The sequence below is a fragment of the Thiemannella venezuelensis genome, assembly GCF_014203605.1.
GTDB lineage: Bacteria > Actinomycetota > Actinomycetes > Streptosporangiales > Streptosporangiaceae > Planomonospora_A > Planomonospora_A venezuelensis.
The window spans coordinates 60885-76525 of the sequence record NZ_JACHJJ010000034.1; the positions used below are offsets into that span (position 1 = coordinate 60885).

The following is a 15641-nucleotide window of genomic DNA, read 5'->3' on the forward strand; positions in this document are numbered from 1 at the left end:
GATGCGGAGGCGCCGTAGTGACCAAAGTCCCGAAGGCCGGGGCCGCCGGTCACCTGCCCGGCCACCGCCCGGTCAGGGGTCGGGCAGGACGGTCCGCGCGGCGGCGCACGCCCCGGGGGTCACTGTCCGGAGGCGAGGATCGTGCCGGCGGCGGCGAGCGCCGCTCCCGCTCCCATCAGCACCGCGCCCAGGCCGACGGCCAGAGAGGTGACCTGCCAGGCCTGGTAGGCGCTCATCAGGGAGGCGCGCAGCGTCTCGCCCATGAAGGCCGTCTGCCGCAGCACGGCGAGTCCTTCGTCGTCGCCGCCGGCGGCGTGCAGGTCGGCGCTGACCTCGGAGTAGCTGCGCCCCCCGGTGGCCTTGCGCACGTTGCCGCCGATCATCTCGGAGAAGACGCGCGCCTGCGTGCCGTTCTCCACCCGGTGCCCGGCGTAGCGGCCGTGCCCGGCGGGCAGCCCCCTGTCCGGGAAGGTGATCTTCTGGCGGATGAGCTCGTCGCGGATCTCCTCCTTGCCCCGCAGACCGCGCACCGTCATCACGGCGCCGGCCGTCAGCATGGCCACTCCGGTTCCGCCCAGCAGCAGCATCAGCGCCAGCCCCCGCGTACCGTCCACAGGTTCACTCCTTACCGGTCCACAACGAGATCCGTGGAGGTCACGGCGGCCCGCGACCGGTCCACGCACGGCCGGATCCGCTGCCGGACCGGGCCGCAGGCCCCTGAGAAGAGCCGCAAGGAAAGGGTGCGGCCTCGGCACCGGCGCCGGGCAGGGCCGCCGGTCCCCGATATCCCGGCCGAAAGTCCCTCCGGCCCCGGCCGGGCGGAGCGCGAACGGGCGCGGGCCGCGGGCCGCGACGGCGGAGAAAGGACTTTGGTCCCTGCCACGGCGGCCTTTGAGCCCGGCTCCCCCGGACCGGCGCGCACTAGCGTGGACGACGCCCCCTCCCCAATGACGATCAGCGGAGAGAACCCGGTCGTGGCCCCAGAACCTACGACGGCGCGCCCGTCCGGGCACCGCCCGCCCATGCCCGACGGCCCGGCCGCCGTCCCCGGATCCCGCCCGGCCGTCGCGCGGCTCCCCCTGCTGGCCGGGGCCGCCGCCGCCCTCCTGGCCGGCCTCTACGGGGGGCTGGCCCTGCTGGTCCCCGAAGCTCCCGCCCCGGCGGCCCTCGCCGAGCAGCACGGACCGCTGATGGCCCTGGGGTTCCTGGGCACACTGATCGGCCTGGAGCGCGCGGTCGCGCTGCGACGCCCGTGGGGGTACGCCGCCCCGGCGCTGTCGGCGCTCGGCGCGGCGGCCCTGGCGGCCGGGGCCGAGCAGGCGGGCCGGCTGGCGCTGACCGCCGGGGGCGGCTGGCTCGTCGGGATCTATCTGGCGCTGCTGGGCCGGCGCCTCAGCCGCGCGGCGGTCATCCAGCTGGCCGGGGCCCTGGCCTGGTACGCGGGCGGGCTGCTGTGGCTGGGCGGGCGGCCGGTGCACGAGCTGGTGGTGTGGTTCGTCGCGTTCCACGTGCTGACCATCGCCGGGGAGCGGCTGGAGCTGGCCCACGTGGCGTTCCTGCGGCGCGAGGCGGCCGGCGGGCTGACTGCGGCCGCCGCGGTGCTCGGCGCCGGGGCCGCGTGCTCGGTGTGGGCGCCGGGTGCCGGGACGCGCCTGGCCGGGGCGGCGATGGCGGCGGTGGCCGCCTGGCTGGCCTGGCACGACGTCGCCCGGCGGACCGTGCGCGGGCGGGGACTGCCGCGGTACGCGGCCGTGTGCCTGCTGGCCGGGTACGGCTGGCTCGCCGTGGCCGGAGTCCTGTGGGCGGCCACCGGGCTGCGGGCCGGGCCGTACCTGTACGACGCGGCGCTGCACGCCCTGTTCCTCGGATTCGTGATGTCCATGGTGTTCGGGCACGCGCCGGTGATCCTGCCGGCGGTGCTGCGGGTGCGGCTGCCGTACCGGCCGGTGCTGTATGCGCCGCTGGCGCTGCTGCACGCCGCGGTGGCGGTTCGCGTCGCCGGCGATCTGGCCGGTGCGGGCGCGGTCCGCGCGGCGGGCGGCCTGCTCGCCGAAGTCGCTCTGCTCATGTTCGCCGGGTGCGCGGTCGCGGTGACGCGCTCGCGCACCCGGTCGCCTTCAGGGAGGTGACCGGGGTGACCTCGGTCGGAGTACGTATCGAGAAAGGGCCTCCGCCCGCCGCTCCCGTTCCGCGCCGTGCCTCGTGGCACCTGCGGGCGAACGCGGTCGTGGTGGGCTGGCTGGGGTTGACGGTGGCCGCGGCGCTGGCCGGCGAGGTGCTGCCGGCGCCGCGCTGGCTGCTGATCCACGTGTTCCTGCTGGGCGCGGTCAGCACCGCCGTCCTGATCTGGAGCGAGCACTTCACCGTCGCGCTGCTGCGCGCGCGGACGCCGGAGCCGCGCTGGAGCCTGGCCCGGCTGGCGCTGCTCAACGCCGCGACGCCGGCGGTGCTGTACGGGGTGGCGGTCGGGCCGTGGCCGGTGGCGGCGGCCGGGGCGGGTGTGGTCGTGGTCGTCGTGCTGTGGCACGCCGCCGTGCTGGTGCGGCTGGTACGGCGGGCGCTGCCCGGCCGGTTCGGGCACGTCATCGGCTGGTACGTGTGCGCGGCCGGGGCGCTGGCGGTCGGCGGGACGCTGGGCGGGCTGCTGGCCGCGCAGGTGGGGCACGGCGGCGTGCACGAGCGGTTGCACGCCGCGCACGCCGAGGTGAACCTGTTCGGCTGGGTCGGGCTGACGGTGCTGGGCACGCTGTTCACGCTGTGGCCGACGGTGCTGCGCACCCGCATGTCGGAGCGGACCCGCAGGGCGTCGGCGGTCGGGCTGCGGCTGGCGGTGCCGGGGCTGGCGCTGGCCGTGGCGGGCCTGCTGGCCGGCTGGCGGTGGGCGGCGGCGGCCGGGCCCGCGATGTACGCGGCCGGGGCTCTGGCCGCGGCGGTGCCGCTGGCCGAGGCCGTACGGCAGCGGCGCCCGCACACCGGGGCGGCCTGGATGCTGGGGGCGGCGATCGTCTGGTTCGAGGTGGCGCTCGCGGTGAACCTGGTGATCGCGGCCACGCGTCCGGCCGACGAGGTGGGCCATGCGCTGGAGCCGCTGCTGCCCGCGGTGCTGGTGGGGTTCGTCGTCCAGGTGCTGGTGGGGTCGCTGCTGCACCTGCTGCCCGCGGTGCTGGGCGGTGGCCCGGCCCGGTTCAAGGAGAACGCGGCGCTGCTGGAGCGCGGCTGGGTGGCCCGGGTGGCCGCGCTGAACGCCGGGGTGGTGCTTCTGACGCTGCCGGTTCCGGCACCGGTGGTGCTGCTGGGGTGGGCGCTGGTGCTGGCACCGGTGGCGGCGTTCGTCGTGCTGGCGGTGGTCGCGCTGCTCCGCTCCCGTGCGCTCGCCGTCCCGCAGGCCGGGGCGGAGCCCGCAGGCGGCGGCCCGGGACGCACGGCGGTCTCGCCCGCCCTCGCCGGGGTGGTCGCCGGCTGCCTGCTGACGGCCGCGGCGGTCGTCGTGGCGACGACGGGCGGACCCGGTCCGGCCACGGCCGTCACCGCCACCGGCGCGCGGACGGTCGAGGTGACGCTGGCCGGGATGAGCGTCCGCCCGTCGGTGATCGAGGCGCCGGTGGGCACGGTGCTGACACTGCGGGTGACCAACACCGACGCCCAGCGGCATGACCTGCGGCTGGCGACGGGTGAGCGCACCCCGCTGCTGGCCGTCGGGCAGAGCGCCACGCTGGAACTCGCCCCGCTCGGTGCGGCGGTGGACGGCTGGTGCACGGTGGCCGGGCACCGGGCCGCGGGGATGACGATGCGCATCGTCCCGACCGGAGCCCTGGCACGGTCCGGAACCGGCACGGCGGACGGCACGACCGGGGCCGGCAGCGGCACGGGGCACGGAACCGGACATGCCGGGCACAGCACGGGCGGAGGTCCACAGGCGGCCGACGGCACCGTCGGCGGTGGCGGCGACACGGGCGCGCCCGCCCGGCTGGATCTGGCCGCGCCCTTCTCACCGGGGTGGACACCGTACGACGCGGCTGTGAAGCCCGCGCCCGGCGGCACCGAGCACCGGGTCGAGATCCGGGTGCAGGAGACGGAGCGGGAGGTGGCGCCCGGGGTGCGGCAACGGGTGTGGACGTTCGGCGGGACCGTGCCCGGACCGGTGCTGCGCGGCACGGTGGGGGACGTGTTCACCGTGACGTTCGTCAACGGCGGCACGATGGGGCACGGCGTCGACTTCCACGCCGGGGCGAACGCGCCCGACGGGGTGATGCGCACGATCCAGCCCGGTGAGCGGCTGACCTACCGCTTCCGGGCCGATCACGCCGGGGCGTGGCTCTACCACTGCTCGACGATGCCGATGACGCAGCACATGGCGAACGGCATGTACGGGGCGGTGGTCGTCGACCCGCCGGATCTGCCGGAGGCGGACCGGGAGTTCCTGCTGGTGCAGGGCGAGCTGTACCTGGGCGAGCCGGGCGGCGACGGGCAGGTCGCCAAGATCCGCGCCGGCCGCCCCGACGGGTGGATGTTCAACGGGACCGCCGCCGGTTACGACCATGCGCCGCTGAGGGCGGAGGCGGGTGAGCGGGTGCGGATCTGGGCGGTGGCCGCCGGGCCGAGCTCGGGCACCGCGCTGCACGTGGTGGGGGCGCCGTTCGACACCGTCTACAAGGAGGGCGCCTACCTGCTGCGCGCGGGCGACCCGGGCGGCGCTCAGGTGCTGGATCTGGCGCCGGCGCAGGGCGGGTTCGCCGAGCTGGTCTTCCCCGAGCCGGGCACGTATCCCGTGGTGGATCACACCATGCGCCAGGCCGAGGGCGGGGCGCACGGCCTGTTCGAGGTGGGAGCGCCGTGAGGAGCGGGCGGGTGCGGACACTGCCGCCGGGGTTGTTCGGGGCGGGTGTGTCGTGACGTGGTGGTCGGTGGTGCGGTTCGCGCACGTGATGGGGGCGGCGCTGTGGGTCGGCGGGCAGGTGGCGGTCTCGCTGGTGGTGCTGCCGCTGGTGCGCCGGCTGCTGGACGGTGAGCGGCGCGCGCGGGTGATGGGCGCGGTGGGGCGGCGGTTCGGGCTGCTGACCGCGGCGGTGTTCCTGCCGGTGCAGCTGGGCAGCGGGGTGGCCCTGGCCTGGCGCGGGGGTGTGACCTGGGCGTCGCTGGCCGAGCCGGGGTACGGGCGGATCCTGGCGGCGAAGCTGGCGCTGTTCTGCGCGGTGATGGCCGCGGCGGGCCTGCACGGGTGGGCGGCCGGCGCCGGGCGGGCCGCCCTCGCGCGGGTCATGGCGGTGGCCGCGCTGGTGGGATCGGTCGGCGTGGTCCTGCTGGCCACCGCGCTGCCCGGCACCTGACCCCTGCCCGTCGTCCGCCTGGGCCTTGGGGTCTTCGGACCCGTTTCGAGGGACTAAAGACCCTGAGTCCGGGATATGGCACCCCGGAAGAATTCATTCCATCGCACCGAAACGCACCGAACACTGAGAAACCGGCCGCCCGGGCCCATGGCGGCAGCCGGGCGCACCTTTCCTCGCCTGGCGGCCATAAAACAGGGAACGCCGGGGATGTCCGGTCTGTGTTGAGAGATGAAGGAGTACATATGGCGGGCATGGACGGGCCGGTCGACGACGCCCTGCTGCGGCTGGGCCGGCATCTGCGCGCCGGGACGGTCTCCGATGACCTGCGGACGCTGCACCAGATCGGTGGCCGGCAGGCCGACGCCTTCTACCGGGACCGGTGGAGCCACGACAAGGTGGTGCGCTCCACGCACGGGGTGAACTGCACCGGCTCGTGCTCGTGGAAGGTCTACGTCAAGGACGGGATCATCACCTGGGAGTCGCAGCAGACCGACTACCCCAGTGTGGGGGGCGACCGGCCGGAGTACGAGCCGCGCGGCTGCCCGCGCGGGGCGGCGTTCTCCTGGTACACCTACTCCCCCACCCGGGTCCGCTTCCCCTACGCCCGCGGCGTGCTGGTGGAGATGTACCGGGAGGCGAAGGCGCGGCTGGGCGACCCGGTGGCGGCCTGGGCGGAGGTCACGGCCGACCCGGACAAGCGGCGCCGCTACCAGTCGGCCCGCGGCAAGGGCGGCCTGGTCCGCGTCACCTGGGACGAGGCGACCGAGATGATCGCCGCCGCGCACGTGCACACCATCAAGGCCTACGGACCGGACCGGGTCGCCGGGTTCTCGCCGATCCCGGCCATGTCGATGGTCTCGCACGCCTCCGGCGCCCGGTTCGTGTCGCTGGTCGGCGGGACGATGTTGTCGTTCTACGACTGGTACGCCGACCTGCCGGTGGCCTCGCCGCAGGTGTTCGGTGACCAGACCGACGTGCCGGAGTCGGCCGACTGGTGGGACGCGGCCTATCTGATGCTGTGGGGGTCCAACGTGCCGGTGACGCGCACGCCGGACGCGCACTACATGACCGAGGCCCGCTACCGCGGGCAGAAGGTCGTGGTGGTCACCCCCGACTACAGCGACGCGACGAAGTTCGCCGACGAGTGGCTGGCCCCGCATCCGGGCACCGACGGGGCGCTGGCCATGGCGATGGGGCACGTGATCCTCAAGGAGTTCTTCGTCGACCGGCAGGTGCCGTACTTCGTCGACTACGTCAAGCGCCACAGCGACCTGCCGTTCCTGGTGCGGCTCCGCGAGCACCCCGAGAGCGGGGCGTACGTGCCCGACAAGTTCCTGACCGCCGCCGACCTCGGCGAGGAGGGCCAGGAGGCGGCGTTCAAGACGGTACTGCTGGACGCGGTCACCGGTGAGCCGGTCGTGCCCAACGGCTCGCTCGGCTTCCGCTACTCCGAGGAGGGGCAGGGGCGCTGGAACCTCGACCTGGGGGGCGTCGACCCGGCGCTGACGCTCAACGACGGCGAGGGCAGGCCCGCCGTGGCGGTGGCGCTGCCCCGGTTCGACCAGGGCGGCGGCGACGGCGTGGCGCTGCGCGGCGTACCGGTCCGGCAGGTCGCAGGCTGCCTGGTGACGACGGTCTTCGATCTCATGCTCGCCCAGTACGGCGTGGGCCGCGAGGATCTCCCCGGCCGGTGGCCGTCCTCCTACGACGACGGGTCCGCGCCGTACACGCCGGCCTGGCAGGAGGCCGTCACCGGCGTGCCGGCGGCGAAGGCCGTGAAGATCGCCCGCGAGTTCGCCCGCAACGCCGAGGAGTCCGGCGGCCGATCGATGATCATCATGGGGGCGGGGACCAACCACTGGTTCCACTCCGACACCATCTACCGCTCCTTCCTGGCGCTGACCACGCTGACCGGCTGCCAGGGCGTCAACGGCGGCGGCTGGGCGCACTACGTCGGGCAGGAGAAGTGCCGCCCGGTCACCGGCTGGGCGCAGATGGCCTTCGGCCTGGACTGGTCGCGACCGCCCCGGCAGATGATCGGCACCGCCTTCTGGTACCTGCACACCGACCAGTGGCGCTACGACACCTACGACGCCGGCGCGGTCTCCTCGCCGCTGGGCGGCGGCGCGTTCGCCGGCAAGGCCGCCGCCGACCTGCTGTCGGCCTCGGCCCGGATGGGCTGGATGCCGTCGTATCCGACGTTCGACCGCAACCCGCTGGAGCTGGCCGAGGAGGCGGCCGCCTCCGGGCAGGAGGCCGGGCCGTACATCGCCTCCCAGGTCGCCTCCGGCGAGCTGGGCTTCGCCTGCGAGGACCCCGACGCGCCCGCCAACTGGCCGCGGGTGCTGACCGTGTGGCGGGCCAACCTGCTGGGGTCGTCGGCCAAGGGCAACGAGTACTTCCTGCGGCACCTGCTGGGCGCCGACTCCTCGCTGCGCGCCACCGAGGCCGCGCCCGAGCACCGCCCCGATGACGTGCGCTGGCGGCAGGACGCTCCGCAGGGCAAGCTCGACCTGCTGCTGTCGCTGGACTTCCGGATGACGTCGACGACGCTGTTCTCCGACATCGTGCTGCCGGCCGCCACCTGGTACGAGAAGCACGACCTGTCCTCGACCGACATGCACCCGTTCGTGCACGCCTTCAGCCCGGCGATCGACCCGCCCTGGCAGACCCGCACCGACTTCGCCGCGTTCACCGCGATCGCCAGGGCGTTCAGCACGCTGGCCGCCACCCACCTGGGCGTGCGCAAGGACCTGGTGGCGGTGCCGCTGCTGCACGACACGCCCGACGAGCTCGCCACGCCGGGCGGCGTGGTGCGCGACTGGCGGGCCGAGGGCCGTACGCCCGTGCCGGGCAGGGACTTCCCGAAGATCGTGACAGTGGAGCGGGACTACGGCGCGGTCGCGCAGAAGATGGCCGCGCTCGGGCCGCTGCTGGACAGGCTCGGCACCACCACCAAGGGCCTGACCTACGACGTGTCCGGTGAGATCGGGCGGCTCGGCCGGCTGAACGGCACCGTGCGCGGCGGGGTGGCCGACGGCCGTCCGTCGCTGGCCCGCGACGTCGACATGTGCGAGACGATCCTGGCGCTGTCGGGCACCACCAACGGCCACCTGGCCGCACAGGGCTTCGCCACGCTGGGCCGGCGCACCGGCACGAGCTTCGACGGGCTCGCCGACGAGCACAAGCAGATCACCTTCGCCGACACGCAGGCGCGGCCGGTGCCGGTGACCACCTCGCCGGAGTGGTCGGGCAGCGAGACCGGCGGGCGCCGGTACTCGGCGTTCACCATCAACGTCGAGCACCGCAAGCCCTGGCACACCCTCACCGGCCGCCAGCACTTCTTCCTGGACCACGACTGGATCCACGAGGTCGGCGAGGCGCTGCCGGTCTACCGGCCGCCGCTGAACATGACGGCGCTGTTCGGGGAGCCGGGCATCGGCGAGAGCGGCGGGCAGGGACTCGACGGGATCACCGTGCGGTACCTGACGCCCCATTCGAAATGGTCGATCCACTCGGAGTACCAGGACAACCTGCTGATGCTGACGCTGTCGCGGGGCGGGCCGAACATCTGGATGAGCCCGGCCGACGCCGCCCGCGCGGGGATCCGCGACAACGACTGGGTGGAGGCGGTCAACCGCAACGGCGTCGTGGTGGCCCGGGCGATCGTCTCGCACCGCATGCCGGCCGGGACGGTGTACATGTACCACGCCCAGGAGCGGGTCGTGGACGTGCCCAAGAGCGAGATCTCCGGCAAGCGCGGCGGCATCCACAACTCCCTCACCCGCCTGATGATCAAACCCACGCACCTGATCGGCGGCTACGCCCAGCTGTCGTTCGCGTTCAACTACCTCGGGCCGACCGGTAACCAGCGTGACGAGGTCACCGTGATCCGCCGCCGCAACCAGGAGGTCGACTACTGATGCGCGTCATGGCACAGCTCGCCATGGTGATGAACCTGGACAAGTGCATCGGCTGCCACACCTGTTCGGTCACCTGCAAGCAGGCGTGGACCAACCGGGCCGGGACCGAGTACGTGTGGTTCAACAACGTCGAGACCCGGCCCGGGCAGGGGTATCCCCGCACCTACCAGGACCAGGAGAAGTGGAAGGGCGGCTGGGAGCTCAACGCCCGCGGCCGGCTGAAGCTGAAGGCCGGCGGCCGGCTGAAGAAGCTGTTCTCCATCTTCGCCAACCCGCTGATGCCGTCGATCCAGGACTACTACGAGCCCTGGACCTACGACTACGACCGGTTGTTCTCCGCGCCGATGCAGGCCGACACCCCGGTCGCGCGTCCCCGCTCGCTCATCACCGGCGAGCCCACGAAGATCAGCTGGAGTGCGAACTGGGACGACAACCTGGCGGGAGGGCCGGAGCTGGCTCCGTCCGACCCGGTGCTGCGCAAGGTCTCCGACCAGGTCAAGCTCGACTTCGAGAACGCCTTCATGTTCTACCTGCCGCGCATCTGCGAGCACTGCCTCAACCCCTCCTGCGCGTCGTCGTGCCCCTCGGGGGCGATCTACAAGCGCAGTGAGGACGGCATCGTCCTGGTCGACCAGGACCGCTGCCGCGGCTGGCGGATGTGCGTGACCGGCTGCCCGTACAAGAAGGTGTACTTCAACCACCGCACCGGCAAGGCCGAGAAGTGCACCTTCTGCTTCCCGCGCGTGGAGGTGGGCCTGCCCACGGTCTGCTCGGAGACGTGCGTGGGCCGGCTCCGCTACATCGGGATCATCCTGTACGACGCCGACCGGGTGACCGAGGCGGCCTCCGTCGCCGACGACAAGGCCCTGTTCGAGGCGCAGAAGAGCGTGATGCTCGACCCGCACGACCCGGCGGTGATCAGTGCGGCGCGCGCCGCGGGCATCCCGGAGGACTGGCTGGAGGCGGCGCGCCGCTCCCCCATCCACAAGCTGATCTTCGAGTACGGCGTGGCGCTCCCGCTGCACCCGGAGTACCGGACCATGCCGATGGTCTGGTACATCCCACCGCTCTCCCCGGTCGTCGACGTCCTGTCCGGCACCGGCCACGACGGCGAGGACGCCGGCAACCTGTTCGGCGCGATCGACGCGCTGCGCATCCCCGTCGGCTACCTGGCGGAGCTGTTCACCGCCGGGGATCCGGAACCGGTGCGGGCGGTGCTGCGCCGCCTGGCCGCGATGCGCTCCTACATGCGGCGCCTCAACCTCGGCCAGGAGGCCGACGAGTCGATCGCCGCGGCGGTCGGCATGACCGGGCAGGGCGTCGAGGACATGCACCGGCTGCTGGCCCTCGCCCCCTACGCCGAGCGCTACGTCATCCCCAAGGCCCACGCCGAGCAGGGCGCGCAGCTGGAGGAGCTGGGAGGCGGCTGCAGCCTCGACTACGAGGGCGGGCCCGGCATGGGCGGCCCGTTCGGTGAGGCCTCCGGCACGCCCGCCCCGATCGCGGTGGAGAACTTCCACGCGCTCAAGGAGCGGCAGCGCGGCGGCGACCTGGAGGACGCCAACGAGCTGCGCGGCCGGGTCAACCTCCTGAACTGGGACGGCAAGGGCACCCCGGACGGGCTGTTCCCGAAGAACGGCAGGAAGGAGGAGCCGTGAGGATCCGCAGGACGCGGCCGTGCGGCCCCCGGAGCACGGTCGCGGCGGCTCCCGCCGGGAACACGGACGCAGGCGAGGAGAGATCATGACGGTGCTGGACGAGGGTGCGCTGCGCACCGCCCACATGGTGGCCTCGGTGCTGCTCGGCTATCCCGACGAGCGGCTGTACGGCGAGCGGCGGGTGCTGGCCGAGGCGGTGGCCGGACTGCCGGAGGGAGAGGTCCGGACGCGGCTGGCCGCCTTCCTCGAGCACACCGCGGCCACCGGCCGGGCCGAGCTGGCCGCCCACTACGTGGCGACGTTCGACCTCAAGCGGCGCTGCTGCCCGTACCTGACCTACTACGCCTACGGCGACACCCGCAAACGCGGCGCGGCGCTGCTGCGCTTCAAGCACGCCTTCCGCAGCGCGGGGTTCGAGCTCGCCGACGGGGAGCTGCCCGACCACCTGGCGGTGGTGTGCGAGCTGCTGGCGCGCGGCGCCGTACGGCAGGGCCGGCGGCTGCTGCAGGAGAACCGGGCCGGCGTGGAGCTGCTGCGCAAGGCGCTGGAGGCCGAGGAGTCGCCGTACGCCGGCGTGGTGGCCGCGGTGCTGGCCACGCTCGGCCCGGCGAGCCTGCGCGACCGGGAGGCGGCGCTGCGGCTGGCGGCCGAGGGGCCGCCGGCGGAGGAAGTCGGACTCGAACCCTACGCGGTGATGGAGGCAAGCCGGTGAACGCACTGGACGTGGTGCTGTGGGTGGTGGCGCCGTACGTGGCGCTGACGGTGTTCGTGCTGGGGCACGTGTGGCGCTACCGCTACGACAAGTTCGGCTGGACCACCCGCTCGTCGCAGATGTACGAGTCGCGGCTGCTGCGCATCGGCAGCCCGCTGTTCCACTTCGGCATCCTGGTGGTGCTGCTCGGCCACATCGGCGGGCTGGTGATCCCCAAGAGCTGGACCGAGGCGGCGGGCGTCAGCGAGGAGGCCTACCACGTCGTCGCGGTCGTGCTGGGCACGATCGCGGGCGTGGCCACCCTCGGCGGGCTGGCGATCCTGATCTACCGGCGCCGCACCGTCGGCCCGGTGTTCACCGCCACCACCCGCAACGACAAGCTCATGTACGCCGTGCTGGCCGTCACCATCGTGCTGGGCCTGGCCGCCACGGTGATGGCCAACATCGTCGGCGGCGGCTACGACTACCGCACGACCATCTCGCCGTGGTTCCGGTCGATCTTCTACTTCCAGCCGGATCCGGCGCTGATGGCCGGAGCGCCGCTGCTGTTCCAGTTGCACGCGCTCAGCGCGCTGCTGCTGTTCGCCGTCTGGCCGTTCACCCGGCTGGTGCACATGCTCACCGCGCCCGTCGGCTACCTGACCCGGCCGTACGTGGTGTACCGCAGCCGCGCCGAGCAGCCGACCGGTGCCCGGGCGCCCCGGCGCGGCTGGGAGCCGTCGCGCTGACGGCCGGACCCGAGTGCTTCACCGAGTGCTTCACCGAGTGCCTCGACCGAGTGCTTCAGCGGCTGGTCACACCGTGGGCCCGGAACTGCGCGTGGACCCGCTCCAGGAGCGCGGCGTCCGGCGGCTCGATGTCCGGGAGGGGGTACGGCAGGCCGAGCTCGGCGTACTTGTGCTCGGCCATCCGGTGGTAGGGCAGGACGTCGACGTGCTCGACGTTGGGCAGCGCGGCGGCGAACGCCGCCAGCCCCTCGACGTTGTCCTCGGCGTCGGTCAGGCCGGGGACCAGGACGAACCGGATCCAGGCAGGCGTGCCCAGCTCGGCCAGGCGGCGCGCGAAGCGCAGCGTGGGGGCCAGGCGGTTGCCGGTGACGCGCCGGTAGAGCGCGGGATCCCAGGACTTGACGTCCAGCAGGACGAGGTCGGTGTCGGCGAGCATCGCGTCGGTGGCGCGGTCGCCGAGGAAGCCGGAGGTGTCCAGGGCGGTGTGCAGGCCCAGCTCGCGGCAGCGGCGCAGGATCTCGCCGGTGAAGGCGGGCTGCTGGAGGGGCTCGCCGCCGCTGAGGGTGACGCCGCCGCCGGAGACCTCGATGAACCTGCGGTAGCGCCCGATGCGGGCCATGAGCTCGTCGGCGGTGGTCGGGGTGCCGCCGCGCCGCTGCCAGGTGTCGGGGTTGTGGCAGTACAGGCAGCGCAGCGGGCAGCCGGCGGTGAAGACCACGAAACGGGTGCCGGGCCCGTCCACCCCGGTGGAGATGTCCCAGGAGTGGACGGACCCGGTCACCGGCCCGGTGTCCGGCCCGGCCGGGTGGCCGGGCCGGACACCGTCAGACGGCGCCGTGGAAGGTGCGGTTGACGACATCGAGCTGCTGCTTCCTGGTCAGGCGGACGAAGTTCACCGCGTATCCGGAGACCCGGATGGTGAGCTGGGGGTACTTGTCGGGGTGCTCCATCGCGTCGAGCAGGATGTCGCGGTTGAGGACGTTGACGTTCATGTGGAAGCCGCCCGCGTCGAAGTAGCCGTCCAGCAGGCCGGACAGGTTGCCGATCCGCTCGGCGGCGGTACGGCCCAGCCCGGCCGGCGTCACCGTGCTGGTCAGGGAGATGCCGTCCTTGGCCTGGTCGTAGGGGAGCTTGGCGACCGACAGCGCCGAGACGGCCATGCCGTGCCGGTCGCGGCCGTTCATCGGGTTGGCGCCCGGCGCGAACGGCTCCCCCATGCGGCGGCCGTCGGGGGTGTTGCCGGTGTGCTCGCCGTACACCACGTTGGAGGTGATGGTCAGCACCGACTGGGTGTGCTCGGCGCCGCGGTAGGACGGATAAGAGCGGATCTTGTCCATGAAACTGCGCACCAGCCCGGCCGCGATGGAGTCGACCCGGTCGTCGTCGTTGCCGAAGGCCGGGTAGTCGCCCTCGACGGCGTAGTCGACCGCCAGGCCGGTCGCGTCGCGGATGACCCGCACGCCGCCGTACCTGATGGCCGACAGGCTGTCGGCGGCCACCGACAGACCCGCGATGCCGCAGGCCAGGGTCCGCTTGACGGGGTAGTCGTGCAGCGCCATCTCGATGCGCTCGTAGGCGTACTTGTCGTGCATGTAGTGGATGACGTTGAGCGCGTCGACGTAGGTCTCGGCCAGCCAGTCCATCATCCGGTCCAGCGCCGCGGCGACCTCGTCGTAGGAGAGGTACTCGCCGGTGAGGGGCGGGAGCGCGGGGCCGACCTGCTCGCCGGTGATCTCGTCTCTGCCGCCGTTGATCGCGTACAGCAGGGTCTTGGCCAGGTTGACCCGGGCGCCGAAGAACTGCATCTGCCGGCCCACCGGCGCGGCCGAGACGCAGCAGGCGATGGCGGTGTCGTCGCCGTACTCGGGGCGCAGCAGCTCGTCGTTCTCGTACTGGATCGAGCTGGTCTCGATCGAGGTGCGGGCGCAGAACCGCTTGAACCCCTCCGGCAGGCCGGGCGACCACAGCACGGTCAGGTTGGGCTCGGGTGCGGGCCCCAGGTTGTGCAGGGTCTGCAGGAACCTGAAGCTGGTCTTCGTCACCAGGGTGCGGCCGTCGGAGCCCATGCCGCCGATCGACTCGGTGACCCAGGTCGGGTCGCCGGAGAACAGCTGGTCGTACTCGGGGGTGCGCAGGAACCGCACGATCCGCAGCTTGATCACGAAGTCGTCGATCAGCTCCTGGGCGCGGGTCTCGTCGATCGTGCCCTCCTCCAGGTCGCGCTGGAGGTAGACGTCCAGGAAGGTGGAGGTACGGCCCAGCGACATGGCGGCGCCGTTCTGCTCCTTGACGGCCGCCAGGTAGCCGAAGTACAGCCACTGGACGGCCTCCCGGGCCGTGCCCGCGGGTCCGGCGATGTCGAAGCCGTAGGAGGCGGCCATCTCCGCCAGCTCGCCCAGCGCGCGGATCTGCTCGGCGAGTTCCTCCCTGTCGCGGATCACGTCCGCGCTGGAGGGGACCTCGTCCAGGGTGGCCAGCTCGGCCTTCTTGGCCGCGACCAGGTGGTCGACGCCGTAGAGGGCGACGCGCCGGTAGTCGCCGATGATCCGGCCCCGGCCGTAGGCGTCGGGCAGGCCGGTGACGATGTGCGCGCGGCGGGCCGCCCGGATCCGCGGCGTGTAGGCGTCGAAGACGCCGGCGTTGTGCGTCTTGCGGTATCTGGTGAAGATCTCGCTCACCCGGGGGTCGGGCGTGTACCCGTAGGCCGCCAGGCCGTTCTCGACCATCCGCAGCCCGCCGTTGGGCATGATCGCCCGCTTCAGCGGGGCGTCGGTCTGCAGGCCGACGATCAGTTCGCGCTCCCGGTCGATGTAGCCGGGAGCGTGCGAGGTGATCGAGGAGGGGGTCGAGGCGTCCACGTCGTGGATCCCGCGCCGCCGCTCCTCGGGGAACATCGCGGTCAGGCGGTTCCACACGCCCAGCGTGCGCTCGGTCGGCCCGGCCAGGAAGCCCTCGTCCCCGGTGTAGGGGGTGTGGTTGGCGCGGACGAAGTCCCGCACGTCGACGGCCGAGCACCAGACACCCCGCCGGAAGCCGCGCCAGGCACCGCCGTCGTGCGCCACGTGTGTGGATTCGAGTGTCATGCTCATGGTGGGACCTCCTCGGGAGCGGCTGTACTCCCATGGTCGGCCGGCAGGCGCACGATCGGCGCAGGCGGAGGTCCCCGGCGGCAAGGACTTTCGTCGGTTTCCTGGAGGCCGCCCGGCGCCGGCGGCGGGTGTGCGCGCTCACCAGGAACGGCGGTCCTCACGATCACCGCGCTCGGTCTTCAGCCGGGTGGCCAGCGACGCCGC

The 15641-nt window shown here is 73.2% G+C and carries 10 protein-coding genes; 7 read left to right on the plus strand and 3 right to left on the minus strand.

The annotated features are described in order from the left end of the window. Positions 1-119: 119 nt before the first annotated feature. Positions 120-614 carry a hypothetical protein gene (locus FHS22_RS33805; RefSeq protein WP_184948263.1) on the minus strand — a complete coding sequence of 165 codons (495 nt, stop codon included), beginning with the start codon at positions 612-614 and terminating at the stop codon, positions 120-122. 408 nt (positions 615-1022) lie between these two features. Here FHS22_RS33805 and FHS22_RS33810 point away from each other — a divergent pair, with 408 nt between their 5' ends. From FHS22_RS33810 to narI, 7 genes are all read left to right on the plus strand, one after another. After that, positions 1023-2129: a hypothetical protein gene (locus FHS22_RS33810; RefSeq protein WP_184948264.1), complete on the plus strand. Its 1107-nt coding sequence runs from the start codon at positions 1023-1025 to the stop codon at positions 2127-2129. Beyond that, positions 2078-4837 (plus strand): multicopper oxidase domain-containing protein, encoded by a 2760-nt coding sequence (locus tag FHS22_RS37525; protein WP_338048065.1) that lies wholly within the window; start codon positions 2078-2080, stop codon positions 4835-4837. Before FHS22_RS33810 ends, FHS22_RS37525 begins: the two co-directional genes overlap by 52 nt. Positions 4838-4889: 52 nt before the next feature. Next, entirely contained in the window at positions 4890-5327 is a 438-nt protein-coding gene (locus FHS22_RS33820; protein WP_184948265.1) for a hypothetical protein, read from the plus strand. A 242-nt stretch (positions 5328-5569) separates the two neighbouring features. Then, a complete protein-coding gene (locus FHS22_RS33825) occupies positions 5570-9250 on the plus strand; it encodes a nitrate reductase subunit alpha (protein WP_184948266.1) in 3681 nt (1226 codons plus the stop codon). Next, positions 9250-10908 carry a nitrate reductase subunit beta gene (gene narH, locus FHS22_RS33830; protein WP_184948267.1) on the plus strand — a complete coding sequence of 553 codons (1659 nt, stop codon included), beginning with the start codon at positions 9250-9252 and terminating at the stop codon, positions 10906-10908. The genes FHS22_RS33825 and narH overlap by 1 nt, the downstream gene beginning before the upstream one ends. Positions 10909-10993: 85 nt before the next feature. Further along, positions 10994-11620: a nitrate reductase molybdenum cofactor assembly chaperone gene (gene narJ / locus FHS22_RS33835; RefSeq protein WP_184948268.1), complete on the plus strand. Its 627-nt coding sequence runs from the start codon at positions 10994-10996 to the stop codon at positions 11618-11620. Next, positions 11617-12348, plus strand: coding sequence for a respiratory nitrate reductase subunit gamma (narI, locus tag FHS22_RS33840; RefSeq protein ID WP_338048066.1), 732 nt, complete (start codon positions 11617-11619; stop codon positions 12346-12348). The genes narJ and narI overlap by 4 nt, the downstream gene beginning before the upstream one ends. 55 nt (positions 12349-12403) lie before the next feature. On the opposite strand, the gene pflA is transcribed toward narI, so the two are convergent. Together pflA and pflB are read right to left on the minus strand one after the other, a co-directional pair. Next, positions 12404-13129, minus strand: coding sequence for a pyruvate formate-lyase-activating protein (gene pflA / locus FHS22_RS33845; protein WP_338048067.1), 726 nt, complete (start codon positions 13127-13129; stop codon positions 12404-12406). A 43-nt stretch (positions 13130-13172) separates the two neighbouring features. After that, positions 13173-15437, minus strand: a complete 2265-nt coding sequence (pflB, locus tag FHS22_RS33850; RefSeq protein ID WP_184948270.1) for a formate C-acetyltransferase — start codon at positions 15435-15437, stop codon at positions 13173-13175. Positions 15438-15641: the final 204 nt, after the last annotated feature.

What these genes read in the sequence shown, in the direction of transcription:
- FHS22_RS33810 (WP_184948264.1), top strand. Translation starts at nt 1,023, where the DNA reads ATGCCCGACGGCCCGGCCGCCGTCCCCGGATCCCGCCCGGCCGTCGCG.
- FHS22_RS33825 (WP_184948266.1), top strand. Translation starts at nt 5,570, where the DNA reads ATGGCGGGCATGGACGGGCCGGTCGACGACGCCCTGCTGCGGCTGGGC.
- narH (WP_184948267.1), top strand. Translation starts at nt 9,250, where the DNA reads ATGCGCGTCATGGCACAGCTCGCCATGGTGATGAACCTGGACAAGTGC.
- narJ (WP_184948268.1), top strand. Translation starts at nt 10,994, where the DNA reads ATGACGGTGCTGGACGAGGGTGCGCTGCGCACCGCCCACATGGTGGCC.
- pflB (WP_184948270.1), bottom strand. Translation starts at nt 15,437, where the DNA reads ATGAGCATGACACTCGAATCCACACACGTGGCGCACGACGGCGGTGCC.